Annotated in this window: 21 protein-coding genes and 1 pseudogene; 11 read left to right on the top strand and 11 right to left on the bottom strand. The window is 58.1% G+C overall.

The features are described from left to right. Positions 1 to 156: 156 nt before the first annotated feature. The 3 genes from M3465_RS06370 to M3465_RS06360 all read right to left on the bottom strand — a co-directional run bounded on the left by M3465_RS06370 (position 157) and on the right by M3465_RS06360 (position 3830). Positions 157 to 2226: an AAA family ATPase gene (locus M3465_RS06370; RefSeq protein WP_249500906.1), complete on the bottom strand. Its 2070-nt coding sequence runs from the start codon at positions 2224 to 2226 to the stop codon at positions 157 to 159. 77 nt (positions 2227 to 2303) lie between these two features. Then, entirely contained in the window at positions 2304 to 3236 is a 933-nt protein-coding gene (locus M3465_RS06365) for a GIY-YIG nuclease family protein (RefSeq protein WP_249500905.1), read from the bottom strand. Between the two features lie 144 nt (positions 3237 to 3380). Beyond that, complete coding sequence (locus M3465_RS06360; RefSeq protein ID WP_249500904.1) at positions 3381 to 3830, bottom strand: hypothetical protein; 450 nt, start codon at positions 3828 to 3830, stop codon at positions 3381 to 3383. A 194-nt stretch (positions 3831 to 4024) separates the two neighbouring features. Here M3465_RS06360 and M3465_RS06355 point away from each other — a divergent pair, with 194 nt between their 5' ends. Continuing rightward, on the top strand, positions 4025 to 4213 hold the full coding sequence (locus M3465_RS06355; RefSeq protein WP_249500903.1) for a ribbon-helix-helix protein, CopG family: 189 nt from the start codon (positions 4025 to 4027) through the stop codon (positions 4211 to 4213). Between the two features lie 10 nt (positions 4214 to 4223). Here M3465_RS06355 and M3465_RS06350 read toward each other — a convergent pair whose 3' ends face one another. Beyond that, positions 4224 to 4469 carry a helix-turn-helix domain-containing protein gene (locus tag M3465_RS06350; protein WP_249500902.1) on the bottom strand — a complete coding sequence of 82 codons (246 nt, stop codon included), beginning with the start codon at positions 4467 to 4469 and terminating at the stop codon, positions 4224 to 4226. 195 nt (positions 4470 to 4664) lie between these two features. Between M3465_RS06350 and M3465_RS06345 the strand changes: the two genes are divergently transcribed. From M3465_RS06345 to M3465_RS06335, 3 genes are all read left to right on the top strand, one after another. Beyond that, a complete protein-coding gene (locus M3465_RS06345) occupies positions 4665 to 5207 on the top strand; it encodes a hypothetical protein (protein WP_249500901.1) in 543 nt (180 codons plus the stop codon). A 138-nt stretch (positions 5208 to 5345) separates the two neighbouring features. Then, positions 5346 to 5921 (top strand): hypothetical protein, encoded by a 576-nt coding sequence (locus M3465_RS06340; protein ID WP_249500900.1) that lies wholly within the window; start codon positions 5346 to 5348, stop codon positions 5919 to 5921. A 22-nt stretch (positions 5922 to 5943) separates the two neighbouring features. Continuing rightward, a complete protein-coding gene (locus tag M3465_RS06335) occupies positions 5944 to 7401 on the top strand; it encodes a hypothetical protein (protein WP_249500899.1) in 1458 nt (485 codons plus the stop codon). Positions 7402 to 7484: 83 nt separating this feature from the next. On the opposite strand, the gene M3465_RS06330 is transcribed toward M3465_RS06335, so the two are convergent. Next, positions 7485 to 8927: a relaxase/mobilization nuclease domain-containing protein gene (locus M3465_RS06330; protein ID WP_249500898.1), complete on the bottom strand. Its 1443-nt coding sequence runs from the start codon at positions 8925 to 8927 to the stop codon at positions 7485 to 7487. 3 nt (positions 8928 to 8930) lie between these two features. Further along, positions 8931 to 9260, bottom strand: a complete 330-nt coding sequence (locus M3465_RS06325; RefSeq protein ID WP_249500897.1) for a hypothetical protein — start codon at positions 9258 to 9260, stop codon at positions 8931 to 8933. A 397-nt stretch (positions 9261 to 9657) separates the two neighbouring features. On the opposite strand from M3465_RS06325, the gene M3465_RS06320 reads away from it, so the two are divergent. The 7 genes from M3465_RS06320 to M3465_RS17055 all read left to right on the top strand — a co-directional run bounded on the left by M3465_RS06320 (position 9658) and on the right by M3465_RS17055 (position 19555). Beyond that, positions 9658 to 11679: a type I restriction-modification system subunit M gene (locus M3465_RS06320; protein ID WP_249500896.1), complete on the top strand. Its 2022-nt coding sequence runs from the start codon at positions 9658 to 9660 to the stop codon at positions 11677 to 11679. 166 nt (positions 11680 to 11845) lie between these two features. Further along, complete coding sequence (locus M3465_RS06315) at positions 11846 to 12754, top strand: Abi family protein (RefSeq protein WP_249500895.1); 909 nt, start codon at positions 11846 to 11848, stop codon at positions 12752 to 12754. Continuing rightward, positions 12718 to 14055, top strand: a complete 1338-nt coding sequence (locus tag M3465_RS06310; protein ID WP_249500894.1) for a restriction endonuclease subunit S — start codon at positions 12718 to 12720, stop codon at positions 14053 to 14055. Before M3465_RS06315 ends, M3465_RS06310 begins: the two co-directional genes overlap by 37 nt. Next, entirely contained in the window at positions 14052 to 14462 is a 411-nt protein-coding gene (locus tag M3465_RS06305) for a hypothetical protein (protein WP_249500893.1), read from the top strand. The genes M3465_RS06310 and M3465_RS06305 overlap by 4 nt, the downstream gene beginning before the upstream one ends. Then, complete coding sequence (locus M3465_RS06300; RefSeq protein WP_249500892.1) at positions 14459 to 17422, top strand: type I restriction endonuclease subunit R; 2964 nt, start codon at positions 14459 to 14461, stop codon at positions 17420 to 17422. Before M3465_RS06305 ends, M3465_RS06300 begins: the two co-directional genes overlap by 4 nt. Before the next feature lie 769 nt (positions 17423 to 18191). Continuing rightward, entirely contained in the window at positions 18192 to 19427 is a 1236-nt protein-coding gene (locus M3465_RS06295) for an AIPR family protein (protein WP_249500891.1), read from the top strand. Next, on the top strand, positions 19427 to 19555 hold the full coding sequence (locus tag M3465_RS17055; RefSeq protein WP_283254968.1) for a hypothetical protein: 129 nt from the start codon (positions 19427 to 19429) through the stop codon (positions 19553 to 19555). The genes M3465_RS06295 and M3465_RS17055 overlap by 1 nt, the downstream gene beginning before the upstream one ends. A gap of 343 nt (positions 19556 to 19898) precedes the next feature. On the opposite strand, the gene M3465_RS06290 is transcribed toward M3465_RS17055, so the two are convergent. The 5 genes and pseudogenes from M3465_RS06290 to M3465_RS06270 all read right to left on the bottom strand — a co-directional run bounded on the left by M3465_RS06290 (position 19899) and on the right by M3465_RS06270 (position 25737). Next, positions 19899 to 21245: a tyrosine-type recombinase/integrase gene (locus M3465_RS06290; protein ID WP_249500890.1), complete on the bottom strand. Its 1347-nt coding sequence runs from the start codon at positions 21243 to 21245 to the stop codon at positions 19899 to 19901. 551 nt (positions 21246 to 21796) lie between these two features. Further along, positions 21797 to 22672, bottom strand: a pseudogene (locus tag M3465_RS06285) (integrase core domain-containing protein). Between the two features lie 143 nt (positions 22673 to 22815). Beyond that, positions 22816 to 23844 carry an oligopeptide/dipeptide ABC transporter ATP-binding protein gene (locus M3465_RS06280; RefSeq protein WP_249500889.1) on the bottom strand — a complete coding sequence of 343 codons (1029 nt, stop codon included), beginning with the start codon at positions 23842 to 23844 and terminating at the stop codon, positions 22816 to 22818. Next, entirely contained in the window at positions 23841 to 24806 is a 966-nt protein-coding gene (locus M3465_RS06275; RefSeq protein WP_249500888.1) for an oligopeptide/dipeptide ABC transporter ATP-binding protein, read from the bottom strand. Before M3465_RS06275 ends, M3465_RS06280 begins: the two co-directional genes overlap by 4 nt. A gap of 4 nt (positions 24807 to 24810) precedes the next feature. Beyond that, positions 24811 to 25737 (bottom strand): ABC transporter permease subunit, encoded by a 927-nt coding sequence (locus M3465_RS06270; RefSeq protein ID WP_249500887.1) that lies wholly within the window; start codon positions 25735 to 25737, stop codon positions 24811 to 24813. Positions 25738 to 25744 lie beyond the last annotated feature (7 nt).

Here is a 25744-nt window from a genome sequence, read left to right as displayed (position 1 = left end):
AAGGTTTCGCCTACTGAGGACGCTATGGCGTCGCGAAAATGCGGGGCTAAGCCCCGCTGTTTCTTCTATAACTGTGAGTTGGCTGGGGTGAGGGTTTGGCTCCTTCTCGAAGGGGAGGTGTGGGTTTTGATGTGGCGAAAAAGGTATTGAGGCGTATCAGGCGGATATGTCCTGACCGGGTTGCTTCGGCGGTGGAGACGAGACACACTCCAGCAACCGAGCAACGGCTTGCGCCTTCATGGACCGGTGCTCGACCAAATGGCGTGCCAATGCCTCAAGGTGGTGCTGATTTCGCGTCAGGATTTCACCCGCGTGGCGTTCTGCGCGGATGATCCTCTGACGAACCTTGTCCCGGATTTGAGGAGTCGCGAGGTAGACCGCTTCGGGCTTGGAATGCCAAACTGGGCCTTCGTAACCGAGCCCGAACCTGGTTTCGATGTCGATCGACTGACGAGTGGCCTGCGCAAGATCGGAATGCGCGGGGCCACCCGCACCGGCGGAGATCTCATCAAGCAGGAGCCGCTCGGCTGCGCGTCCCGCCAGAGAGTAGGTCACCTCGGCCTCCAGATCCGAAAGGCGGCTCTCGTGACGCCGAGGACGGCACCAGATTTTCCCGCCTTCCTCGGTGATCGAGATCCGCTCGACGTCGCCCGTTCCGAGTGCCGTTGCGACTACGGCGTGTCCGGCTTCATGGACTGCGATGCGCCATGTCAGATCGCGGTTTTCCATCGCGGAATCGACGTGCAGTTGTTTCTTCAGCATTGCCGTGGTCAACAGCTTGCGCTGATGTCGCGCATCCGAGCGCGCGGCCCGGATAGCGGCGTCGATATCCGCCGCCGTTTTTCCCAAAGCACGCCGGGACAAGACGCGCAGTTCGTGGTCTGCGATGTCTTCCGACAGATGGTAACGCAGGATGGCAAGAAGGGCCTCGGCATCGGGCAACGGAACCTCGATTTTGACATCCATCCTTCCCGCGCGAATGACGGCGGGGTCGATGCGGTCTATTTCATTGCATGTCCCAACCACAACAACGCCTTCCTCGCTGCCGATCCGGTCGAGTTCGGTGAGGAAGGTGGTGATCACCTGCGCCCGGTAGTTGCTCCCATGCCGGTCCGTGTCGAATCGCGACCCGACCGCATCGATCTCGTCGATCAGCAGCAAACAGGGTGCCCGCCGCCGCGCTTCCGTGAACGTTGCGCGCATCTCCCTAAGCATATCGCCAAGATGGCCAGCTGCCTGCCAGGTGCCGAAATTGCCCGTGACCAGCGATATGCCGGAACTGTTGGCCATGGCTTGCGCGAGAAAAGTTTTGCCGGTGCCGGGCACGCCATAGAACAGGAGGGAATGACTGAGTTCATTCCATTCGGCTTTGCCTGCGCTCCAGGCCCGCAGGTCGGAAACGATACGACGCGCGGCTTCGAGCGCCGGAGCGTCACCGGTCATGTCTTCCAGACAAGGCCCATCGGTGCGGCGATCTCGTTGAGCAAGCTGGCTCAATTGAGCGATGGCCTGGTGAAGAGAAGGTGCCCGGAGGGCGGCGCAGATTTCAGCTGTCGACAGTTTAGCCAAAACCTCATCAGAGCAGAGCGCATCGCGCAGCTTGCCGCGGTCCGTGATATGGTCAGACAGATGTCCGGCCTCGATAAACTTGAGGATCACGTCACCTGTGACCGGGGCGAATGTCAGCACGGTCGGTGCGCTGGCAGTCACGGCCTTGGGCGGCTTGACGCCGTCGGCTTGGAGAATGAGTGCCGGATCGATGCGATCAAGGGCTTCTCCAATCGCGCGCTCGAAACGGGGTTGAGCAGATTTCGACAGTGCTCCCTCCAAGATGTCGGGAGAGAAGATCGCCAACCGTGACGGCAGAACCTCGGTCGCCACTTCTTTCAAATTCTGCGTGTCATCGACGTCAATTCCGTTGATCACGGTCAGCGCACCGCATCTCATGCAGTCGCGCTCGCGATCTTGCGATCCGATAGTCGCGGCGAGCCTGATGACTGTGAGAAGCTGGCGGGCTGGGACTTGACGCGAAGAAGCATATGGCGCGTCCGTAAAGGTGTCGCCAGGCTCCGGCCCCTCAAGTTTCTGAAAAAGATTATCGAGTTCAGACGGTTCAGCGTCATTCTTTCTTGGTAACTGGCGGACACCGTGGCGATGCCGCAGGCAGTCGATCAGTTTGTTGGCGTAGGTGAACCAAGAGGGGTTTCTTTCGGTTGAGACAGGCATGGGCGGATACTCCGTATAAGCTAGGGGGCGCTCCCTCCGGCTTGGCCGGAGGGAAAGAGATGTGCGATCGATCGAGGTTAGGAGACGGTCGGTGAGTTTCGCGCGGCGATCTTGTCCAGCTCGGCGACGATCATGGGTGTCAGATCGGCGTCGTAGATCTCGGACTTCACACGGAGTGCATCCCTATAAATTTTCGGATCGACAACGGCTTCGGGATGCTCACGGCGGAGTTTCCGATGCAGAGCCTTTTCGGTCTGGATGGCCACCTGTCCCGACGCCACGGGGACGGTGCGCAGGATGGCGCAGGGCAGGTCCGGGTCCTTGATTAACTGATGGTGCAAGCGGCTGTGCGGGTTGTTCGAGTAACCCAATTTGACCAACTCATGGCTGTTTGGCAAAACGAACCGCATTGCATAAAGATGGCTCGGTGCGGCGGGCCACTGGTCGCCGCAGGATCCGCAGGACACCCGGCCGGTCTGAATGTTGGCTCTCGCAAGACGCTGGATATGCCCGCATGCATCATGCTGGTAACTGCGGTAACTTATGTTGCCTTCCGGGTCAGAACCGAGCAGCGTCCAGCCTTCTTTTGCCGCTTCCTGTTTTTCGTAATCGTTATGGCAAACCTCGCAACGGATGCGCGTCTTTCCAGCCGCAGACCGCTCAACGAGTTCAAACTGCCGACGGACCAGATGGCCGCACTGCGCGCGATAGATCGCATAGTGCCGATCCTCACTGCAACGACCGAGATATGTCAGACCTGCGGCCTGCGCCGTCGTGATCCAGCCAGCCTGAACGCAAGCCGGGCACAGCGGATGTGCGGACATCAACGTATAGATGCGAACCCTGATCAATGCGCCGCACTGGGAACAGCGAAGTGCGACATGGAGGCGGTCGGAGATTCTAGCAACAAGTTCGTAGCCTTTTGCACGTGCGGCTTCGATCCAGTGCGGCAGGATTTCCCCGGGAAAGACAGGAACAGGGCTGCCGGCGATCATAAGGGTTTGAGTCATAGAAGTTCCTCCGGTGAGGTTGACTCTTGGCACACGCGTCATTGATCGCGGCGCTAAGAGACTGAAATTCTTTGTGGAATGATGAGCGGATGGTGCTTCTCTTCCCGCGTAGGCCGGAAGAGAAACTGCCAGAAAAAGTCAGCGCTAGAAGGCGGCCCACATTTCGGTTTCCGCATCATGCTCGCTGGCAGCCTCCTCGAGAGAGGCGCTATCGAAGAGCGGCAACTGGATCATTGCTGTCACGAGATGTCGGGCCTGAACCAAGAGTCCGTTCCGGTGCATTGCCGTCGCGCCGATACCCGAAGCTTGAAAACGGGTGAAGAACGCCACCTGCATGGCCAGGTGCAAACGGCGGGCGCCTCCGGGCTCCTCATGCCCCAGCATTTCATCGATCACTTTCGCCATCCGCTTGAGGGGCTGGTCCTCGCGAACTTCCGCGTCCAACCCATGAAAGCTGCGCAAGGTCTCGGTTAGGCGCTCATGCGCAAGCTCAGCATCGCGCATCCATGCACTATAAGCCGGATCCTGGTTGTAGCTGATTTCTTCCAGATCGCGTTCTGCCGCGATGAAATCGTGAAGCGCGGCGAGAAGCATGGGAAATGTCCTGGAAGCAGGGGTTTCGCGCGGGGCTTCATTCGCCCTCGGGGGCGTGATAACGGTTTGGGTAGCCATCTTGATCTCCTATCAGATCGACTTGGTTAGGACGGTCGCAGGGGTGTAGGAGTCCTTGCTTCCGTCCGCACAATATGACACCATAAAACCATTAAGTCAAACGGAGATTCGGTGTCATGAGCGAAAAATCGAAAAAAGGTAGACCGCGCGTTGATACGGAAGCCGTGAACTTGCGCCTGCCGCGCAAGATGATCGATGCGATCGATGATCTACGGCGGCGCGAGAACGACCTGCCGACGCGGCCGGAGATGATCCGGCGCGGTCTCGCGGAATGGCTAGAAGAGAAGAGCTTCGACAGAGAATGAGCGTTTTGCTCTATCGGCCCAGCTGGTCGGATTTCGACGCCTGATCTTTCTGACGCTGAAGCAGGGCGGCCGGTTCAATCTCGAGCGCCGTCGCAAGCCGCTCAACAACCTCGATCGTGGCATTGTAGACAGACCGCTCCAAGGCGCTGATGTAGGTCCGGTCAAGCTCGGCTCTGTCAGCGAGTTCTTCCTGTGAGAAGCCCTTGACGCGACGTGCCTGGCGCAGATTTCGCGCGAATGTCTCTCGAATATTCATTTTCGAGACATCCACGGGTTGTAGAGCATATATCCACGGAGTATACTCTACAAAATCCTAGCTTGGACTATTGTCCGATCGGGATTGCGTCGAACATCCCAGCTTTATCATGCGCGTAGACGTTAGATGGGTGGGCTTGTGATTAAGGAGGATTGAGTAATGTCTACTAGGATTTCTTTGTGTGTGGCTTCCTTGATGGCGCTTTCCATTTCGCATTCCGCGGGTGCAGCGGATGTCGCCTGCGTGCTTGAGGTCGAAGGGCAATCCTACATCGACGGACCATGCAATTTCCGGTTTCTGTCGGGGAACGATGGTAGCTTTCAGATCACCCAGCCCGATGGCGACTCTTTCGCCTACGTTTACATCGAAGGGGCAAATACCGCTTCCGCCCACTGGAACGGGGGTGGAGGCATTCCTCGTGCGCACAATCCGCTGGGTAAGCTGAAGCGCGATGGTGCGTGTTGGGTGAATGAAAATGCCCGGATCTGTGCGACTCGGACCAGCGATACCGCACAGGCAATGCCTTACGGGTCGTGGGACTGCGAGCACATGAGCTTCACGCTCGACGCCAACAAGTATAACGGTGCGGGTTTCCGTTCGATTGAGCCGTTCGGCGATAACAATTTCGGCGTCACATTAGCGGACGGATATCGTTTTTCGCTTCTCAACGTCACCGGATCAAGCTTGCTGTGGCACTCGCCGGCGAGTGGCGACACGCTGGAATGCCGACGGGAATAGACGCGGCGACATCAACCGGAACGGCCCGGTCCAGACCGATAGCCACCAGCAATTACCAACCAGACGACGCCGTTCGTAAGGCGGTTTAGTCGTCCGCGCAGTGCGCATGAAAAACAACTTCCGCTATAGGAGTGCTTCATGAAGAAAGCAAAATTCAATCAAGGCTACGAGATCGAGCCGGACGGCGAGAACCGGCTCGTCACATTCCGCGGAGATGGCATTTCCTGGGCCGCTTATGTAGTTTTTCCGATCGGCTTTCTGGTTATCCTAGGCTTCACCTTGCCTGTGCCGTTCCTCTGGCCTATCCCGATCATCGCGCTCATCGGAATGGGCTACCTGATTTATCTCATGTTCCAGAAGCAGAGCTTCACGCTGACGCCAAATGGCGTCATCAAGAACGGCGTAGAGTATGAGCAAGACAGGATCTCCGAAATTCTAATCGACAACCCCATGGACAAAAGCATTGAGATCGTGGGTCAACCTTCGCTGATCGTCGGTGGAACCGGCGTAGCCGGAGCCTCGGTCGCTGCAATGGGCGCAATGACTCATGCCGCAACTTCTGCCGTGGTCGGGGCGAATCTTGCTATTTCGCGGTCTTCCGCAAAGCGGCGTTTTCGCGTGCGGGCACGTTATGGCTCCAAGGTCGTCACCCTGGCGCGCAACCTCAAGCAAGACCACGCAATTTCGATCTTCAGGCTTTTGACTGACGACTGAGCGCAGCCAAGAAAATGTCGAAATGAAATTTCGTCTCGGCGCATGCATCACCTCTGCGGCGCTGATCGGTCTTTCCCCACGCACTAAACACCGAAAGGATCGCAGCATGATTACAAGATTCGCATTGGCAACCGGCCTTGCGCTCATCCTTGGTTCTCCAAGTTTTTCGGAAACCTATGAAAACCCCGACCAGAGGTGGTGGGGTAAATTCTTCCAAGCGGTTGAGGGGGCACAGCCTGACTTTGAAGCGTTGGCGAAAAAAGATCCTGAATATCTTGCCGCAAGTGAATTTACCCGTGCGGAGGTGCTGAAGAACGTCATTGCGCGGCTGAAGGAAGAGCAGGCAGAGTTCGATGTGCCAGAAACCGAGGTCAAAGTCGCATTCGGAGCAAAGTTCGGCGATTACAGCTCTGAAAACGGCGGGTTTCCTGTGAACCTTTTCGCGCAGAACATGCACATGCGGCTTGGCTTCAACAAGCTGTTCTTCCGCAATTGGGATGACTACAACATCTTCCCGGCCACTATCGAACAGGGCAAAGAGATTCGTGCGCGAACGAGCCAGGGCCAGATCGCGGCCGAGGTCACGATGACCAATTTCCGGAAGTCCGAAACGCGGCCCAACGCTTACAATGCGTTCATCACGAAAGTCGCCTACTTCGCACCGGACGGCCTGCCCTTGGGCGAATTTACCGCGGTCGAAGACGCTGCGCTTTCGCCCGATGCCGCGACAAGTATGGTTGCCGATGCGAGGGCCACCATTATCGAGAAGGCAGGAATTCCCGAGCTTGGCACGTCCTGGGCCGACGCAAAGGGCATGCTGATACAGTCTTACCCATATGCGGCCAGCGATGATTTCGCGTATCTGGATAGCGGCAAGAAGGTTGCCTTCAGGGTAGACGAAGGTGCTATCGTGACCGATGCCGAGCACGAAGCGGGTCGGACGTTCCGCGTCTTTCTCCAGCAGGTCGATGGCCCGTGGCGAAAAACGACCGGGTTCAGCGGGAGCAGCGTTCTCGCCGGCATGAACAGCTTTTACTCCGTCGACATCAAGGGCACAGGGCCAGGTCTGGCTTGCTATACGCCGGAAAAGAATGATCGCTGCGCGGTGCTCGAATTTTCGCCGACTGAGGGCGGACATGTTCTGACTCGCGCTTACGGTGTGATCGAACTCGACCGCGCGGCGTCAACCGAAGCCGCGGTTGAAAGTCTCGTCGGTGCCGAAGCCGCAGGAGCCTTCAATGGTTTCACCGCGAAGCTCGGCTACGATCCGATCGCATTGAAGAATGGCGCTGCGGCCCAGTATGAGGACTCGGGTGGCGTGGCGGCCTACGTTGCGGGTGCGGGCGAAACCCGGGAGGGCGAACCGTTCTACGATCCGTTGGAAAACACCAGGGGAGTCAATCCGATCAAGCGCGAGATCGCGCTGTTCGCTGTTGAAGGTGCAGAAAACAGAACGCCAATCATATTTGTTCTTCAGTAAACCGATGATTCGATCGAGGACCAAGGGCTCCGCCAAGGCAACTTGGCGGAGCGTCCGTTATGAATTCCCAAGGTTGTGAACCATCAGGCCCCCAGCCCAAGTTTTGCCTCCTCATCCAAGGCGGGTTCACCAGCCTCATTGTCTTTGAAGATGGCGTTGTATTCGTTCGAAAACATCTCGGCCGCAGCGCCTGCCTTCACGATTTCCGCGCCGCCCACGCCGGCAAGTGCTGCGCTACGATCATGAAAGGCCACGGCGACTCCCCTCGATTTCACGAGCGGTCTTATGCGCCACCCCGGTGTGCCCCGTCTGGCCGCTTCGCAAGCTCGTGCAATGAGCGCGCCCATCGTCAATCCATGGGCAGGTTCAGGAGCGACAAGACGCGATCCAGTTTCTTTTCCTGTCTCCGCCGATCTTCTTTCTGGGTCCCGATTGCCGCTTTCAGGTCGTCCCGCAGTGCCGCCATTTCCGAAGTCATCGCTATCAGCTGTTCCTGATACTGAATCTGCGAATCCGTCAGGTGTTGCATCAGGGTGGCTAGCCGTTCCCCAAGCGTCTGTTGTTGATCGTCCGGGCGATCCAACAGGTTCAGCAAGGAATGCAGAGCCACGACGTTCGCGTCCGTAATCTTGATCAGCTCGTAGATTATCTGCAAATCTTCTGGCAATTCGAGCTTGGTCTGTGACTTTGATGAGGTTTTCAAGGAGCTTCTCCATGTGTGGCTGTGTGAGAATCTGGGTTAGATGATCCAGGCCGAGGTTGTGACGAAGACGTCGGAGCGCGCGCGCGAAAGAGAGGCGGGCGTTCAAGAACTTCGGCCACCAGGCCTTTCCGAGTTCACCGCCCCTTATCGTGCTCTCCGGGTTCGTAAATGCGAATGAGGGTCGGCCGGATTTGTTGGGCGTTATCTCGGCTCGAAATTCTCCCGGGCGTGATGAAAGAGCCCGATCAAGTTCCGGCAGGCTCTCCGGCTGAGAATGCCGGAATACATGTTGCAAATCCGTGTGCAGTAACCGCGCCTGTTCGGATGTCAGCCGGCGTTCCGGAGTAACCGGATCCAGGCGTGGCGGTGCGGTGGGGTCGAAGTAGCCGGGGGCCGGTAATCCGAGCATGTCGCACAAATAAGCGTGTGCCTTTTCACAGCGGGCTTCGGGCGACGAGATGCGATGAATGCGCCCGGTGAAATCACAAAGACATATGCCGATATGGATGTGATCGCAATTGCTGTCTGTATGGCGCACGGCAATCCAGGGCATGCGCATAGGATCCAGGCCGAGCGCCTTGATTGCCGTCTGAGCGATCTCGAGCCAGATTTGCTTGTCGGCGATGTATTCCTCAGGCAACGACAGGGTGATATGCCGAAATGGGCTGGACATGTCGCCGGGCGGCCGGAGCCGTTCGAAACGTCTGATCACATCCTTCCGGTTCTTGATCGGCACGGTGCCGCCGAGCGGCTCTGAGCCGGGCCGCAACATGTAAACCAGGAATTGCTCAGCGGTATCGTGTGAGGTGAGGAAGGGTCGCACCGATCATCCCTTTCTCAAGATATCGAGCACCTTATCGCAGGCGCCGATCACCTTCTCGACCGCTTTCACCACCGCTTCGCGATCCGCCTGCGTCGGGACATCATGCTCGACCGAGGTCAGCACTTCGTTGCAGATCGTTGCGAGCTGGCCGAGATGGAATGCCACCTCACCGAGGATCCAGCCATGCTCTGACATGGCGCGGTTGACCATGTATTCGGAAAGTGTCGAGTATCCCTGATCGCGTTGTGCCGTGTCGATCCTCTCCCATTGATCGTCGTATGCGTAAACGTTTCTCGGCCGCTTTTTCGGTTTGGCATTCATCTTGTTTCCCATCGTCTTACCGGCCTCGCGAGCCTTCTCAGAAACACACATATGAATATCCCGCCCGTCGTCATCAGTTGATGAGCCGGTAGATCGATTAGGGTGTTCGAATGTTGTGGAAAACCGGATGAGAGCTTGGACCTGCACTTCGCCCTTCCCAATTCACCCTGCCGAAGAAGCATCGACGTTCGACGCCGCCCCATGCAGTATTCCAGGTCGGGCTTAAATGGATCCCGGGATTAGAACCTATAGGAAACAGGTGGCAATTCCGTTTTACGGATACTTTCGGAATGGTGACGCGGGGAACTTTCCTGCCTTGGCCGCGGGGCAAACCTCATGCTAGCGTGCAACCAACACGAGAGCGGGAGGATACCCGCGCGGAAACAATAGCTTGGGGCAGACGGCGGGCATGAGCGCGGACATCAAATCTCACGGATCGTTTGTCTGGTCCATTGCGGAACTCCTGCGTGGCGATTTCAAGCAATCGGAATATGGCAAGGTCATCCTGCCCTTCGTCGTCCTGCGCCGCCTTGACTGCATCCTCGAGGAAACCAAGCACGCCGTGCTCGACATGGCGAAGTCGCTGCCGGATGATATGGACGATGACGCGCGCGACACGTTGCTGTCCGGCGCAGTAGGTCAGGACATTCGTCTCTACAACCTGTCGCGGTTTACCTTCGCTTCGCTCAAGGGGCAGGACGCCAAGGACATCCACAAGAACCTGCTCGATTACATCACCAAGTTCTCCGGCAACGTCCGCGACATCTTCCTCGACAAGTTCCTGTTCACCGATCAGCTCAAGCGGCTCAATGACGCGGGCCTGCTCTACCAGGTGTTCGACAAGTTCACGCAGATTGACTTGCACCCCGATGCCATTTCGAACCTCGAGATGGGGTATCTGTTCGAAGACCTGATCCGCCGCTTCTCGGAAATCTCGAACGAGACGGCAGGGGAGCACTACACCCCGCGCGAGGTGATCCGCCTGATCGTCTCGCTCCTCCTGGTCAACGACAAGGACGCGCTGACCGGGTCGGGCGTCATCCGGCAGGTCTATGACCCCGCTGCCGGCACGGGCGGGATGCTGGCGATTGCCGAGATGGAGATGAAGGCGCTGAACGAACGCATCCGGGTCGAGCTGTTCGGGCAGGAGTTGAACCCCGAGTCCTTCGCGATCTGCAAATCCGACATGCTGGTGACAGGCCACAACCCCGAGAACATCGCCTTCGGCAATACGCTGACCCAGGACGCCCACGCGAACCGCTGCTTTCACTACATGCTGTCCAATCCCCCTTACGGCGTGGATTGGAAGAAATACGCCGACCCGATCAAGGACGAGGCCGCCGAAGACGGGATGAGCGGGCGCTTCGGCGCAGGGCTGCCGCGCATCTCGGACGGGCAGCTTCTGTTCCTGCAGCACATGATCTCCAAGATGCGCAACGACGAACAGGGATCGCGCATCGGGATCGTGATGAACGGCTCGCCTCTGTTCACCGGCGGGGCCGGCTCGGGCGAGAGCGAGATCCGCCGCTGGATGCTGGAGAACGACTGGATCGAGGCGATCATCGCGCTGCCGACGGACCTCTTCTACAACACGGGCATCCAGACTTACGTCTGGCTCCTGACCAACCGCAAGGAATCGGCCCGGCGCGGCAAGGTGCAGCTGATCGACGCCAGCGGGGAGCGGTTCTGGAAATCCATGCGCAAGTCGCTGGGATCGAAACGCCGCGAAATCCCCGAGGAGGCCACCGAGGAGATCGCCCGCATCTATGCCGAGATGCTGAACGGCGACAGCGATTGGTCGGATGTATCAAAGATCTTCGACACGACCGATTTCGGATACCGGGAAATCCGTGTCGAACGCCCCTTGAAGCTCGCCTTTGCCGTGACGTCGGAAGCGTTGGAGACGCTGCGCGATGCCAAGCCGTTCCTGAAGCTTGACGATGATACGCAGGCCCGCGTGATTGGCGCATTGCAGGATCATCTGCCCGACGATGAGAGGTGGACCTGCCGCGACGATTTCGACATCGCGCTCACCGCTGCGCTCAGGGAGGCGCGCGTCAAGATCGGTGCGCCGGTGCGCAAGGCGATCCTGTCGGCCCTGTCGGAGCGGGATGAGGACGCCGAGATTTGCACCGACAAGAAGGGTAATCCCGAGCCCGACACCGACCTGCGCGATCACGAACTGGTGCCGCTGGTCGAGGATTGGCAAAACTATGTCGCGCGCGAGGTGCTGCCCTTCGTGCCCGATGCCTGGGTGGACGAGAGCCATACCGACGCGCAGGACGGCGGCGTGGGGCGCGTAGGCTATGAGATCAACTTCAACCGCTACTTCTACAAATACGTGCCACCCCGCCCGCTGGAAGAGATTGACGCGGAGCTGAAGTCGCTGGAAGCCGAGATCGCCGGGCTGTTGCAAGAGGTGGTCGATTGATTCCTGTCCTGGTCCGTTCGGTTTCTTATTGCTTTGGTAAGGGACACTCCCTATATGTTGTTTCAACAAGACCCGCCACGCCTCGGACGGAACCTCGGTTTCGCACTGCGCACCCCGGCGGGTTACTTGTTTTTGGGGTATCCCTTCATCAGCGGAGTGTCGCTGCATGAAGTTTGAAAAACCCTCCACATCGATCCCCGACCAAATCAAGCTTTTAAAAAACCGCGGCATGGTTGTCGATGACGATGCGCGCGCGCAGCATTATCTGCGCTTCATCTCCTACTACAGGTTGCGCGCCTATTGGCTGCCGTTTGAGGTTCCCGCCAAGGAAAACGGCCAGCACGCCTTTCAAGATGGCACCAACTTCGAAGATGTTCTCACGCTCTACATTTTCGACCGTGAGCTGCGGCTCCTTGTTCTGGACGCCATCGAACGGGTTGAGGTCGCCTTGCGCGCGCAATGGGCGCATTACATGGCAATGGCGCATGGGCCGCACGGATATCTTGATCAGGGGCTCTATCATCGTAAAGACCGTCACGCCAAAGCGGTGACGACCCTGACCGAAGAGTTCAAACGCTCCCGCGAGACCTTCGCCGAACACTACCGCCGCACATATACGTCACCCAACCTTCCGCCGATCTGGATGGCGGCAGAGACGATTTCGTTCGGACAACTGTCAAAGTGGATATTCAACCTCGAGCGGCGGGCGGATCGTAACGCGATTGCCAAGCCTTTCGGGCTGGACGAGCGGGTTCTGACGTCTTTTTGCCACCACATGAGCTATATCCGTAACATTTGTGCGCATCACGGTCGGCTTTGGAACAAGCGGTTCACGGTGACAATGGCCACGCCGAAAAGTCCGGCAAAGCTGGAGCTTGCGGTCAAGGGTGCCGACCCCCGCCACCTGCACAACACATTGGCGATGCTGGATTACTTGTTGCTGATGATCGCGCCGGAAAATGAATGGCGAAGCCGCGTTGTTGCATTGATCGACGGATGCCCTCTGGCGGACCCTGCCAGCATGGGGTTTCCTGACGAATGGCGAACCAGACCTTCATGGAGGGTCGCTCGATGAAAAGCCAGATTATCACCCTGCAAGAACGCGTCCATGCCGCGCCCAAGCCAGAAAGCTGGCAATGGGACAAGTTGCATCAGGTGTTTCGCGTTCGGCGCGGCAACAAGAATACCGGGATGCGGGAAGACAACCTGTTGTCGCTCAGCTATGGGCGGATCGTCCAGAAGGATATCGAGACTGCCGATGGCCTGCTGCCGGAGAATTTCGAAGGCTATCAGATCGTTGAACCGGGCAATATCGTGCTTCGACTGACCGATCTTCAAAACGACAAACGCAGCCTTCGGCAAGGTCTGGTCACTCAACGGGGTATCATCACCTCTGCCTATGATGCGGTCGAGGTTCAGCGCGACAACGATCCGCGCTTCTGGTTCTACTCGCTGCTCGCGCTTGATCTGGCGAAGCATTACTATTCGCTTGGCAGCGGCGTTCGTCAGTCTGTGAAGTTCGCAGATTTCCCAAACGATTGGGTCTACCGTCCCGACCTTGCGACCCAACGCCGGATTGCCAATTTTCTGGACCGTGAGACCGCAAGAATAGATCTGCTAAGCGAGAAAAAGCAGCGGTTGGTGGCGTTGCTGGCGGACAAATGGGCGAGTGTCGTCGAGAACGCGATCTCGACAAAAGGCAAGCGGACGAAACTCGGCCACCACATTGACATTCTGTCGGGTTATGCGTTCCCGAGTAGCGATTTCTCAACTGATCCAGGTAACATTCGACTGCTGAGAGGGGCAAATGTCTCGCCCGGTTCGATCAGGTGGGACGATACCGTCTATTGGTCCCGTGATCGGCTTGGCGAGGTGTCGCGATTCTTGCTGGCTTCTGGTGATGTTGTGCTTGGCATGGACCGTCCATGGATCTCATCGGGTATCCGCGTTGCGGAAGTGACAGAGCAAGATGCGCCTGCCCTGCTGTTACAACGAGTTTGTCGGATCGAACCACGAACGACGTTGGACAAGAAGTTCATGAAACTGCTGCTCACCAGTCGCCAATTCTTGGCTTATTTTGAACCGATCATGACTGGCGTAAGCGTCCCACACATAAGTCCCGATCAAGTGAATTCATTCAGGTTCGAATACGTCGAGAGGGGCGAGCAATTTCGTCGGGCAACCTCGGCAGAAAGAGAACGCGAGCGGATAATCCGGGTGCAGCAAAGCACCGAGAAATCCATCGACCGCCTCAAGGAATACCGCTCTGCCCTGATCACCGCCGCTGTCACGGGGCAGATCGACGTGACGGCCTACGCCAGATCCGGCACGCCCGACCGCCGTCTCGACGCCATTCAAAAGGAAATGAGCGCATGAGCGACTCTATTGCAGACCTCAAGTCCTTCATCCGCGCCCAGCTTGCCGCGCAATGCGATCCCGTCCCGCCGAAGACCGCCAACAGTCAACAAGTGCATCTTTCGGTTTGGACTACACGAGGGCGGCGCCGCGCAATCGGTGTCGAACTCGATCACAAGGATCGCGTGAACCTCTGGGTCGTCAGCATGTATACCCCTCCGGCGCCCCCCACCACTGTGGACGTCGCAAAGAAGGTCTGGACGGGCTCTGGCTGGCAGGACAAAGACCCCGATCCGGCGCGCAAGGGGCGCGACGGTGCGAATAGTAACCTCAAGGGTTACGACGAGTTTCGAACCAAACCGATCACGCGTCTGGGCTTGCGCTCGATCGACGACGCGCGCGCAATCCTTGAGAAATTAATGACATGACCGACACCCACACCACCGCCGACATCCACCGCGAAAAGGTCTTCGAGGCGCATCTCGTCGCCTGCCTGACCGGCGAACAGGGCTACATCGAACGCGACCCGGCGCAGTATGACGTGGCCCACGCGCTCGACCCCGAATTGCTTTTTCGCTTCCTCAAGACGACGCAGCCCGAGGCGTGGCAGGTGCTGGAGGATCATTACCGCGCGCAGGCCGAAGCCGAGGTGCTCAAGCGGCTGGAAAAGGCGCTGAAGGAAAACCCGACCCATGTGGTGCTGCGGCAGGGCATCAAGCTGGTGCCGAACATTAACTTCGCGCTCTGCCATTTCAAGCCCGCGTCGAACCTGAACCCCGACCTCATGCGGCTTTACGAGGCGAACATCCTGTCGGTGATGCGGCGGGTGCATTACAGCGCCAAGGATCCGAAGAAATCCATCGACCTTGTCACTTTCGTCAACGGCATCCCGGTGGCGACGCTGGAGGTTAAGAACCTGCTGACCGGGCAGAACGTGAAGCACGCCGAGAAACAGTATCGGCAGGACCGCTCCCCCGCCGGTGAGCCGCTTTTGACCTTCAAGCGCGGCGCCATCGTGCATTTCGCGGTGGACCAAGACAACGTGTCGATGACCACCCGCCTGATGAATGGCAAGACGCGGTTCTTGCCCTTCAACCGCGGCCGCGATGGTGGCGCGGGCAACCCGGATGTGGAAGGCGAGAACCGCACCGCCTACCTCTACAAGGATCTGCCCGAGGGGCGCGCGGTTTTCTCCCGTGAGGTGCTGCTCGACCTGATCGGGCGGTATATCCATCTTGAACGCGGGGGTGGCAGGGAGGTGCTGATTTTCCCGCGTTTCCAGCAGCTCGACGCGGTGCGGAAAGTGCTAGCGGAAGCGCGCGCGAACGGCGCGGGCCGGAACTACCTGATCCAGCACAGCGCCGGGTCGGGCAAGTCGAACACCATCGCCTGGACCGCGCATCAGATCATCAACCTGCATGACGCGGACGATGCGCCGCTTTTAGATACCGCGATCATCGTGACAGACCGCCTGGTGTTGGATCGGCAGTTGCAGAACACCATCGGCGGCTTTGCCCAGACCGAAGGCGTTGTGAAGAAGATCGACGGCACTTCTCGCGATTTGAAGGACGCGATCCTTGGCGGCGCGCGGATCATCATCACCACGATCCAGAAGTTCGGGACGGAGCATCTGGCGACGATCTCGGGCCAGGCGGGGCGCAATTTCGCCGTGATCATCGACGAGGCGCATTCCTCGCAGTCCGGCAAGGCCGCGCAGGCCATGAGCGACGCGCTGACCCGCGATGCGAACAGCTCCGAGGACATCGAGGATATGGTGCTTGCGTTCCAGAGGGCGCGCGGACCGCAAGAAAACATTTCGTTCCTCGCTTTCACGGCGACGCCGCGCAATGTGACGCTGGAACGTTTCGGGCGCATCGGGCCAGATGGCAAGCCGCATCCCTTCCACCTCTATTCGATGCGCCAGGCGATCGAGGAGGAATTCATCGTTGATGTGCTGAAGAACTACACGACCTATGGCGCTTATTATCAGCTTGAAAAGACGATCGAGGACGATCCGGCCTTCAAGGGCAGGAAGGCGCAGGCGCGGGTTGCCCGCTATGCCTCGCTGCATCCGACCGCGATCGACCAGAAGGTCGAGGTGATCGTCGAACATTTCCGCCGCCATGTTGCCGAAAAGCTGGACGGTCAGGCCAAGGCGATGATCGTCACGCAGAGCCGCGAACACGCGCTCCGGTATTGGCAGCAGTTGAACCGATGTATCGAGGACAAGGGATATACCGGGCTGAAGGCCCTCGTGGCCTTTTCTGGCGATCTGGAAATCGACGGCAACGTCTGGACAGAAGCAACGGCCAACGGATTCGCCGAAACGGAATTGCCAAGGAAATTCGACACGGACGAATACCAGGTGCTTGTCGTGGCCGAGAAATATCAAACCGGCTTCGATCAGCCGAAACTCGTCGCGATGTATGTCGACAAGAAGCTGGCCGGGTTGCAGGCTGTGCAGACCCTCGCGCGGCTGAACCGTAGCTACGGCAAGGACAAGCCAACCTTCGTGCTGGATTTCCAGAACACCATGGAGGACATCAAGGAGGCGTTCGCGCCGTTCTTCGAGACGACCACGCTGGAAGAGCGCACGGACCTCAACCAGATTTACGATCTGGAACAGCGCATTGCGTCCTCGACCTATGTGCAGAAGGATGAGGTCGAGCGTTTTGCGGAAGCGTTCTTCAAAGGTGATCTGACAACGCAAGATCGGCTCAAGCTCGAAGGTATTGTTCGTCTCGCCGTCGGCAGGTTCGAACTCGATGAAGATGACGCGCAGAAAGAGGAATTTCGGCAGCTTCTCAAGAGCTTTCAGCGGTTCTATGCGTTCGCGGCGCAGGTCGTTTCGCTAGGCGATGCGTGGCTGGAAAAACTATATGCATACACATCCTGGCTGTCACGGTTGCTGCCGTCACGGGACGTTCCGGCGGATATCACGATCACCGATGATATGCTGAACCTGTCTGCCTTCAAGTTGCAGAAGGGTGAGGAAGGCAGCGCATCGCTAAACCCCGAAGAAACTTCCGAGTTGCAGCCAATCACCGAGTTCGGCGCAAACCCCTACACCGAGGAAGAGGAGCGATCGCTGTCGGAAATCATCGACGCGTTCAACGAACGCCACGGCACCCAGTTTTCACGTGAGGATTTCTTACGCTTCGAGCGCGTGACCCGCACGGTAATGGATGACGATATGACCGAGATGGTTCGCAACAACCCGGCCGACGTGGTCTACAATGCCTTTTCCCAAGCGTTCTTTCAGGGAATGGTGCAGATGTTCCAGCAGGACAACGAGATGCGGAACATCGTGATGACCGACAAGGACGCGCGCGAGCAGGCCACGCGGCATTTTTTCAAGCGGGCTCAGCGGCAGGCGCGGGAGGGGTGACAAATACAAGATCTGGTAGAATTGGAGCGAAGTGGAAATTCGCCGTTCGATAATGAAGAGTTTCCGTAGCTTAGCGCGCAGAAATGCTATTCGGCCACATCCGATCTTGGTCGGTAGCAACAGCGTCGGCGGAACCACCGTCTGCGGGTCGCAAGACTTAATACTTGAACCCGATCGATTGTCGCGCGCCAATCCGATCAATGAGCATGATTTCCATTAACGGACTTATCTAGTCGGATGAACGGAGAAATTTCGTTGTCTACAAGGGCTTCGCGATACCAATCCGCATCATAATCTGGATCAGCGAGCAGGACCTCCGCTGGACTGGAGGCAGAAGAACACTTCTAGGCGGATCGCGCCGTCCAAGGCCATTAACCGCCCAACCCCCACGCCCCGCATGGGGGCCGATATTTGCGCCGGAAACCCCCCGTCGCGTTCCAGGGTCCAAGACATCGCCGTAAAAGTGGCGTTGGAACTTGCCGGGTTTCACGTCCGTCACGTCACGGACGGCGGAAAGAGGATACATCGTTCGGGTGCTCGGGGTGTCCATGCGTTGATTTCATTTCTTTGACGCTGCGAACTAGGAACCAACGGACGTAGGGATAGCCAACGATGTCTAAATAGGGGGTGCGCCCGCCTTCAACACGAGATGTTGTGCCGACGATTGTCCTGTGCTAATTTGGAATTGGACCATCGTGTCCCCTGTGGAGGGCCATCGCGCCCGCAGGACATAGGCCGCATCGTCGGCACTGAAAAAAGGAGCCATTCTATGGCTATTCGACCGTTTAGGTTCGAGGTCGCGGAAGCGCGCAGCTTCAAGCATCCTCATTTCCCCAACATTCAAAAACACATCTTCCTGGTCCCCGCAGCGCGGTTGCCCAAGGAAATCCCGCAGAAAGCCAATTTGCGCGAAGCGACTGGCATGAACCGCAACGTCTATAAGGACGTTCGCGAAAGCCTGCGCGGCAACGAGGCTTTGCCTGGTTCCTTCGACTTGCTCAATCTCGGCATCACCATCATCGGTGAGGACGTTAAGGCCCTCGACAAGCGGGTGTTCGAGGTCCTGATAGACGACGACTATGGTATCGCCAACGGGGGCCACACGGCCAACCTGATCTGGGAATGCCAAGACGACGACACCATCGCTGAGGGCCAGCACGTAGAGGTGAAGATCATCACCGGCGTTGAAGGTCCGAATGAGCATACCATGCGGGTGGACATTGCGCGTGGGCAGAACACGGGCATCGCCGTGAAGCCGCAGTCCATCTTTGAACTGGACGGAGCTTTCCAGGGTATCAAAGACGTTGTCGCTCCATTCGAGTGGTCGAACGACATTGCATATAAGGAAAGCGACAGTAGCGAAATCGACGTTCGGGAATTGATTTCGGCACTCGAGATCATCAACGTGATTGATTTTCCGAACCGCAGCGGGAAGCATCCCATCGCGGCCTATGAGAAGTGGTCAACGCCGCTTAAAAAGTATGGCGACGATTTCAAGGAAAACCGGGATGAACCTGGCGGCCGCAAATACGCGAAATTCGAACCCCTCCTGCCGCAAGTTCTCGAGCTTTACGATATTATCCGCCGGGACTTCCTTCGTATCTACTCTAAGGAAGTCAGCAACCAGGCGGCCAAACTGAAAATCGTTGAGGATGCGCCAAAGAAGTCCGGTGTTTTCCAATTCCGGTTTGCGGGTCTCGAGCCACATGATCGACGGCTCACAAAGGGCGCAGCATACCCCATTCTTGGATCGTTTCGAAACTATGTTCGGATTAACCCGGATAGCGACCAGGCTGAATGGGTTGGCGGGTTCGACAACGTGAAGGTGGTGTGGGGTGAGATTGGAAAAGACCTTGTTCTCGAGACGCGAGAGGCGGTCAAGTCCATCGGCAACGCCCCGGACGTGCTTGGCAAGAATCGCAACCATTGGGCCAACCTGTATCGAACCGTCGAAAACCACTTCCTGCGGTCTGAGATTGAGCGGCTGACCGCTGGGGGTGCATGATGCAGGATGAAAAGGAAAAGCTGCTCATCCGCATTGGTGAAAGTTTTGAAGCCAATGCAACCGGACGCCTTGCCATCGTGATCGTTTTCGCGGTGTTTTGCGTTATGGCTTTCGCGACATTGCTTTAGTAACAACTTTCCGGGGAGGCGACCAACGTCTCCTCGGCTCCCGCTGGGATCGACTGAGCAAGACCTCTCTAGCCTGCTTGACGCGTTAGCTTCCTTCCTGCCGCTTGGATGGCCCGCTCAGAAACTCGCCCCGCTATCCGGGTTATAGGTGCGCGCTTGGTCATGACAGAGGTAGGGAAGGGCGTAGGCGAGTTGAAAGATCTCTTGAATGAGCTGAACAAGCTGACGACGACGCAGCAGCTGTCGCTCATAGAGTTGATCGAAGCGAAGTTCGCTTAACCAGTATTGTAGTTTGGTAGGCTGCCGCGCAGGCGGCCACCCCTATCCCTACCATAATACGATTTCATTCTTTTCTCTCGATGAATTCTAACGCCTCCGCCAGCTTGTCCAGCGCCGCTTTCTGAGGGTGCTCAACGTGCTCCAGCAGGTGCGATGACGCGAAATAGTTTTCCAAGGCTCGAGAACTCCCTTCGTCCTTGCTGGACGCATTGTGCGCCAGGATCTCGTCGATCACGCGCGGCGAGATGCCCAGGATTTTCATGATCGTCGCTGCAGTCCTGCGAAGGTCATGACGATGCCAATCGCTCGTCGCGCTCTCGCGATGCACGGCTCCTGTAATCCGCTGCCAGTTACCGAGCCTACCACCTTCGTCATTCGGAAAAACGAGATCGTCACGTTGTCGGGTCTCGAAATTTGGAAGCCCCCGCAGCAGTTCAATGGCCGCGTTGGACAGCGGCAGGTTCTGCTGCTTCGGCGGGCCTGAGATCGTTTTTACATAGGGCTTATGCCAAATACCGACCTCTTCCTTGAAGTCGCCCCATCTCATGTCGACGAGTTCGGACAGGCGGGCGGCGGTCAGCAGGAGGAAACGCAGGGCTATCGGCCGCACATTAAGTTCCGGACGTGCCTTCATGGCAAGACATTCGGGCGCGGGCCAGACAAGCAGCGGAAGCACGCGTGCAAGTTCCAGATGGTCGAGAGCACGGTCCCGCTCGCCGGTGATCGAATGATCTTCGACAGACGGATCATAGGTCTGGCGCACGTCTACCACGTCAAGTTTCGGGCGCCTACCCAAGCCGATCTGTTTGAACTTGTTCCGATGGGCGGCCCAGTCGAACATTGTCATCAGGTAGGAACGCGCACGCGCGACTTGGCCATTCGCGGTGCCCTTACCGGATCGCGGCACATATATCGTCATGGTGTGGGCCAGATCATCCAGGCTTATCTCCGTTACTTGTGTCATCAGGTGCGGTTGGAAAACGCGTTCGATGCGCCGGCGTGCTTCGCTTCCTTTGTCGTTGACCGTGCGTCGCCATGTTTTCCGCTTCGTAGACATGATCCTCTCATATTCTTCGACAAGCTCTTGGAGGGTCGGGATGGCGGACTGCATTGCAGCGGCACGCTCGGCGGCTTCCTTCTTTGCCGCGGCAGTGATGTTCTCACCGGCTTTCAACCGCCGCCGCAGGTCCGCGGCGGCCAGCCGTGCCTCTGCAAGGCGAATGTCGCCGAAGTGTCCGATCGGTGTGCTTTGGAGGTCTCCGGCCGGACCCCGCAGCCGAAATGCGAAGGATTTCACCCCTGAAGGATAAATACGTATCATCAGGCCGGTTTCCCTAGTATCGGTGATGTCCGTCCGCTTCGCGACTTTCTTGGATTTGATGAATTTTTCGGTAAGTTCGACTTTCGCCATGACATTTCTCCTGCTCCGAGAAGGATGTGCGGTGGGCTTCTTGGTGGCACAACAGTGGCACAGAGAAGCCAAGCTACCCCGATGCGAGACAATTCGATTCGAGCGACTCGAGGTAATATTTTATCTATTAAAAACAGTGCGATATTTGAAAAATCATATCTGAAATGCGGTTATCTGACCGCATCGGAGGGCGCTGAAAATCAGGCCGTTTCGGCTTGAAAATCCTCGTGTCGGTGGTTCGATTCCGCCCCCGGGCACCATTTTTACAATCTGAAAGCAATAACTTAGCAACTTTTTTTGCAATGGGCTTTCTGTTGTATTAGACGTGGGTATCATTTGAGTAGCACTTTGCAGCGGATGATCTTACTCGCTGGCGATATTTCCGTTTGTGACGCTCACGGCCGCAACAGCACTTACGAACCCATATCACCACGTCAGGCTATTCATTTATGACGGTTGGCGCGTCCAAGCGGTTTCATCGTGCAGCAATCACTCGCTGCCTTCCAACCCCGCCCACCGATTGATCTCCAGCTTGACCTGCCATTGTACTTTCATCCGTGCTGAACCTGAGTCCGTTTGGTTGATACGCCGATTGGCGCGATGTGAACAACCGGCAGCGGCACGGAGCTTTCATCTCGCGCAGCGCCGGTCCCGGTTGAGGCGGAGAGGCGCTCGGCAAGCGCTTTGGGCGTTTCGTATCCGAGTGCCGAATGGGGCATTTCTTCGTTGTAGTCTGTCGCTCAGGCGCGCAGCGCAGTGCGCGCGTGGGGCATGTTGCGGAACATGGTTTCATTCAAGAGTTCGTTGCGCATACGTCCGTTGAAACTCTCCACGAACCCGTTCTGCATCGGCTTGCCAGGTGCGATGAAAAGCCATTCGATCTTGCGTTTCGTAGCAAAGGTTAAGATCGCGTTACTGGTCAGTTCGGTGCCATAGCACGTCGGGAAGAGGGCTGCTTAGAGGTTATGGCCACGTCCCGCAGCCGTTGGCGCAGTTCCATCTCGGGCGGCCTTCTAAACTGTAGCGGATCATGTTGCGATCCGCGCCGACAAGGCGGCAGGCCCGCCGCTCCGACAGGCCCAGCTTGACCTGTAGATGCTAGACGGCTTCGCGCTTCACGGCGGGCCTTACCATCTTTTGCCAAAAGTTCCTTCATCGCCGCGGCATCGAGCATCTGCTCGGCCAGAAACTTCTTCAGCTTGACGTTCTCGTCTTCGAGCGTCTTCAGACGCTTGGCATCGGAAACCGTTATCCCCCAAACTTCGCTTTCCAAGCATAAAGGTGCCTTCCGCGACGCCATGCTTGTGGCACAGGTCAGCACACTTCGCGCCTGCCTCATGCTCCGTCAGGATGCCGATAATCTGTGCTTCGCTGTATCTCGATCGCTCTAATGTCCGTCCCTTCGTAGGGTCGGACCCTAATACCAAATGGAGAAAAAATCCCGTGGCAGGTCATTCCATGCAAGATCTCGTTCCGATTTACGTCCCCTTGCTCAAAAGCTTAGGTCCGTCTCGCATGGCTTCCAGAAAAAATGCGGGTTCGGTTTCGTCTCGCACGCACATGCAGGGGGTCAGCCTACAGGCTCGGCGGGTTCCGATAGCGGGGTATCCAGCGGAGAGATGACCTCCTGATAGGGACATGCCACCAGATGGCCGGGCTCTACCTCATCCAGCGGCGGGCGAGCCCTCGCGCAATCCGGGCGCGCCTTCGGGCATCGTGTCCGAAAGACGCAGCCGGAGGGAGGATCGAGCGGTGAAGGTAGCTCGCCCTCCAGAACGGGGCGTTCCCTTGCCGCCTCGCGAACCGGATCGGGGATCGGCACCGATGAGATCAGTGCCTGCGTATAGGGATGGCGCGGCGCGCGGACAAGTTCGCGCGCCTCGGCCTGCTCCATCTGACGGCCCAGATACATCACGAGCGTCCGATCCGAGATGTGTTTTACCACGCTGAGATCATGGGCGATGAAGATCATCGACAGACCCATCTCGCGCTGCAACCGTTTGAGCAGGTTGACCACCTGCGCCTGCACGGACACGTCGAGCGCACTCACCGGCTCGTCACAGATCACCAGACGCGGATCGAGGATCAGGGCACGCGCGATGCCGATGCGCTGGCACTGGCCACCGGAGAATTCGTGCGGGTAGCGGTTGACGAGATTGGGCAGAAGTCCCACCCGCTCCATCATCTCGCCGACCTTCTTGCGGGTTTCCTTTTTCGAAACGTCCGGCTGATGCGTCGTCAGCGGTTCGGCGATGATTTCGCCCACTGTCATGCGTGGGTTGAGCGCGGCGAGCGGATCCTGAAAGATCATCTGCACCTCGCGCCGATGTGCGCGGCGATCCCGTGCGGACATGGTGCGCAGGTCGGTGCCGTCCCAAAGGATCTGCCCGCCGGTCGCCTCTACGGTGCCGATGATCGCGCGGGCCAGTGTCGACTTGCCAGAACCGGATTCCCCGACGACGCCGAGTGTCTGGCCTTCTTCCAAGTCGAAATTCATGCGGCTCACAGCCTGAAGCTTGTTCGGCTTCGTCCACGGCCATGCGCCGCGCGGCATGACATCGAAGGTGACATCGAGATCGCGAACTTGCAGCAGGGTCATTTCACTTTCTCCGGATCGGCGTGGCAGGCACGCAGAACGTTCTGCCACGGCAGCAAATCGGGCTGCACATCGGCGCATTGCTCCAGCCGGAAAGCGCAGCGCGGAGTGAACGGGCAGCCCTTGGGCAGGCGCGACATATCCGGCGGATCGCCCGGGATGGTTTCCAGCTCGTCCTGATCGACATCGAGCCGCGGGACCGCCTTGAGCAGGCCGAGCGTGTAGGGGTGCGAGGGCCGTGCGAAAAGATCGGCGGTCGCGCCCTGTTCCATGACGCGGCCACCATACATCACGACCGTTCGTTCGCAGGTATCGGCCACGATACCAAGATCATGCGTGATGAGGATCATCGCCGTGCCGAAATCGCGGCGGATATCGGCCAGAAGCTCCATGATCTGCGCCTGCACCGTCACGTCCAGCGCGGTTGTCGGCTCATCGGCGATCAGCAGACGCGGGTGGCACAGAAGCGCCATCGCGATCATGATCCGCTGGCGCATCCCGCCGGAAAATTCGTGGGGATACATACTCAACCGGCCCCTTGCGTCTGGGATACGCACGGCCTCCAGCATGGCGACACATTCCTTGAGCGCGGCGCGTTTGCTCATACCCTTGTGCAGGGTCAGAACCTCGACCATCTGGTCACCAACGCGCAGGTAGGGGTTCAGCGAGGTCATCGGATCCTGGAAGATCATCGCCACCTGTTCGGCGCGCTTGCGGTTCAACTCGGCTTGCGACAGGCCAAGAAGTTCGGTTCCGTCGAGCTTGATCGACCCGCTTGCGGAGCCATTGCGCGCCAGAAGGCCCATCACGGCAAATGCCGTCTGGCTCTTGCCCGAACCGGATTCGCCGACGATCGCCAGCGTTTCACCGCCATCGACGGAAATGGACAGGCCGTTGACCGCATTGACGATACCGTCCGCCGTGCGGAACGAGACCGCGAGATTATCTACATCGAGAAGGGCCATGTTATCACCGATCTTTCGGATCGAGCGCATCCCGCAACCCGTCGCCGATAAAGAAGAATGCAAAGAGCGTCACCACGAAGAAGGCCAGCGGAAAGCCAAGCATCCAGGGCGTCTGATTGCGCATGTTGTCCGCGCCCATGTTGATGAGCGCGCCCCAGCTTGTGCTGGGTTCCTGCACGCCAAGGCCGAGGAAGCTGATGAAGCTCTCGAAGATGATCATCTGCGGCACGAGCAGCGTCGCATAGACGATCACCACGCCCAGCAGGTTCGGCACGATATGGCGCGCGATGATGCGCGGTGTGCTGACGCCCGTGGCAATGGCCGCTTCGACGAATTCCTTGTTCTTGATGCTGAGCGTCTGGCCGCGCGCGATCCGCGCCATATCTAGCCATGAGATCAGCCCGATGCCGATAAAGAGCATGAAGATCGATCGCTCGAACACGACCAGCAGCAGGATGAGGACGAACATATAGGGGATCGACATCATCAGATCGACGATACGCATCATGATCGTATCGACGCGCCCGCCGACATAGCCCGCGATCGCGCCCCAAGCGGTGCCGACGACCACGGAAATCAGTGCACCGACGATGCCGACCATCAGCGAGATGCGCGTTCCTTGCACGACGCGCGCATAAAGATCGCGGCCGGTTTCATCGACGCCGAAATAGTGCCGGTTCTCCCATGAGGGCCCGCCCTGCTCGGGGATCGAGCCGAGCAGCGCCCAGTCGATTTCCTCGTTGCTCCAGGGCGTGACGAACTGGCCGAACGCGGCGAAGAGCCCGACGAGCACCAGGATCACCATACTGGCGACGGCGGCCTTGTTGTGGAAGAACCGCGTGCGCGCGTCCTGCCAGAGCGAGCGGCCCTTGACCGGCTCCATATGTGCGGCCTGTTCGGCCGCTTCGACTGCGGGGCGTCCTGCGAGCATGGCGGGG

Origin of the sequence: Marivita sp. GX14005 (genome assembly GCF_023370775.1) — a bacterium.
GTDB lineage: Bacteria > Pseudomonadota > Alphaproteobacteria > Rhodobacterales > Rhodobacteraceae > Marivita.
Note: the sequence above shows the minus strand (reverse complement) of the source record. Positions and strands in the feature narration are given on the sequence as shown.

Bases quoted from the DNA above. Each gene is read 5' to 3' on its own strand.
- M3465_RS06305 (WP_249500893.1), top strand. From the start codon at position 14,052: ATGAGCGACTCTATTGCAGACCTCAAGTCCTTCATCCGCGCCCAGCTT.
- M3465_RS17055 (WP_283254968.1), top strand. From the start codon at position 19,427: ATGCAGGATGAAAAGGAAAAGCTGCTCATCCGCATTGGTGAAAGTTTT.
- M3465_RS06325 (WP_249500897.1), bottom strand. From the start codon at position 9,260: ATGGGAAACAAGATGAATGCCAAACCGAAAAAGCGGCCGAGAAACGTT.
- M3465_RS06315 (WP_249500895.1), top strand. From the start codon at position 11,846: ATGAAGTTTGAAAAACCCTCCACATCGATCCCCGACCAAATCAAGCTT.
- M3465_RS06345 (WP_249500901.1), top strand. From the start codon at position 4,665: ATGGCGCTTTCCATTTCGCATTCCGCGGGTGCAGCGGATGTCGCCTGC.
- M3465_RS06365 (WP_249500905.1), bottom strand. From the start codon at position 3,236: ATGACTCAAACCCTTATGATCGCCGGCAGCCCTGTTCCTGTCTTTCCC.
- M3465_RS06270 (WP_249500887.1), bottom strand. From the start codon at position 25,737: ATGCTCGCAGGACGCCCCGCAGTCGAAGCGGCCGAACAGGCCGCACAT.
- M3465_RS06290 (WP_249500890.1), bottom strand. From the start codon at position 21,245: ATGGCGAAAGTCGAACTTACCGAAAAATTCATCAAATCCAAGAAAGTC.
- M3465_RS06335 (WP_249500899.1), top strand. From the start codon at position 5,944: ATGAAATTTCGTCTCGGCGCATGCATCACCTCTGCGGCGCTGATCGGT.
- M3465_RS06310 (WP_249500894.1), top strand. From the start codon at position 12,718: ATGGCGAACCAGACCTTCATGGAGGGTCGCTCGATGAAAAGCCAGATT.
- M3465_RS06300 (WP_249500892.1), top strand. From the start codon at position 14,459: ATGACCGACACCCACACCACCGCCGACATCCACCGCGAAAAGGTCTTC.
- M3465_RS06275 (WP_249500888.1), bottom strand. From the start codon at position 24,806: ATGGCCCTTCTCGATGTAGATAATCTCGCGGTCTCGTTCCGCACGGCG.
- M3465_RS06350 (WP_249500902.1), bottom strand. From the start codon at position 4,469: ATGAATATTCGAGAGACATTCGCGCGAAATCTGCGCCAGGCACGTCGC.
- M3465_RS06340 (WP_249500900.1), top strand. From the start codon at position 5,346: ATGAAGAAAGCAAAATTCAATCAAGGCTACGAGATCGAGCCGGACGGC.
- M3465_RS06280 (WP_249500889.1), bottom strand. From the start codon at position 23,844: ATGACCCTGCTGCAAGTTCGCGATCTCGATGTCACCTTCGATGTCATG.
- M3465_RS06360 (WP_249500904.1), bottom strand. From the start codon at position 3,830: ATGCTTCTCGCCGCGCTTCACGATTTCATCGCGGCAGAACGCGATCTG.
- M3465_RS06295 (WP_249500891.1), top strand. From the start codon at position 18,192: ATGGCTATTCGACCGTTTAGGTTCGAGGTCGCGGAAGCGCGCAGCTTC.
- M3465_RS06355 (WP_249500903.1), top strand. From the start codon at position 4,025: ATGAGCGAAAAATCGAAAAAAGGTAGACCGCGCGTTGATACGGAAGCC.
- M3465_RS06370 (WP_249500906.1), bottom strand. From the start codon at position 2,226: ATGCCTGTCTCAACCGAAAGAAACCCCTCTTGGTTCACCTACGCCAAC.
- M3465_RS06320 (WP_249500896.1), top strand. From the start codon at position 9,658: ATGAGCGCGGACATCAAATCTCACGGATCGTTTGTCTGGTCCATTGCG.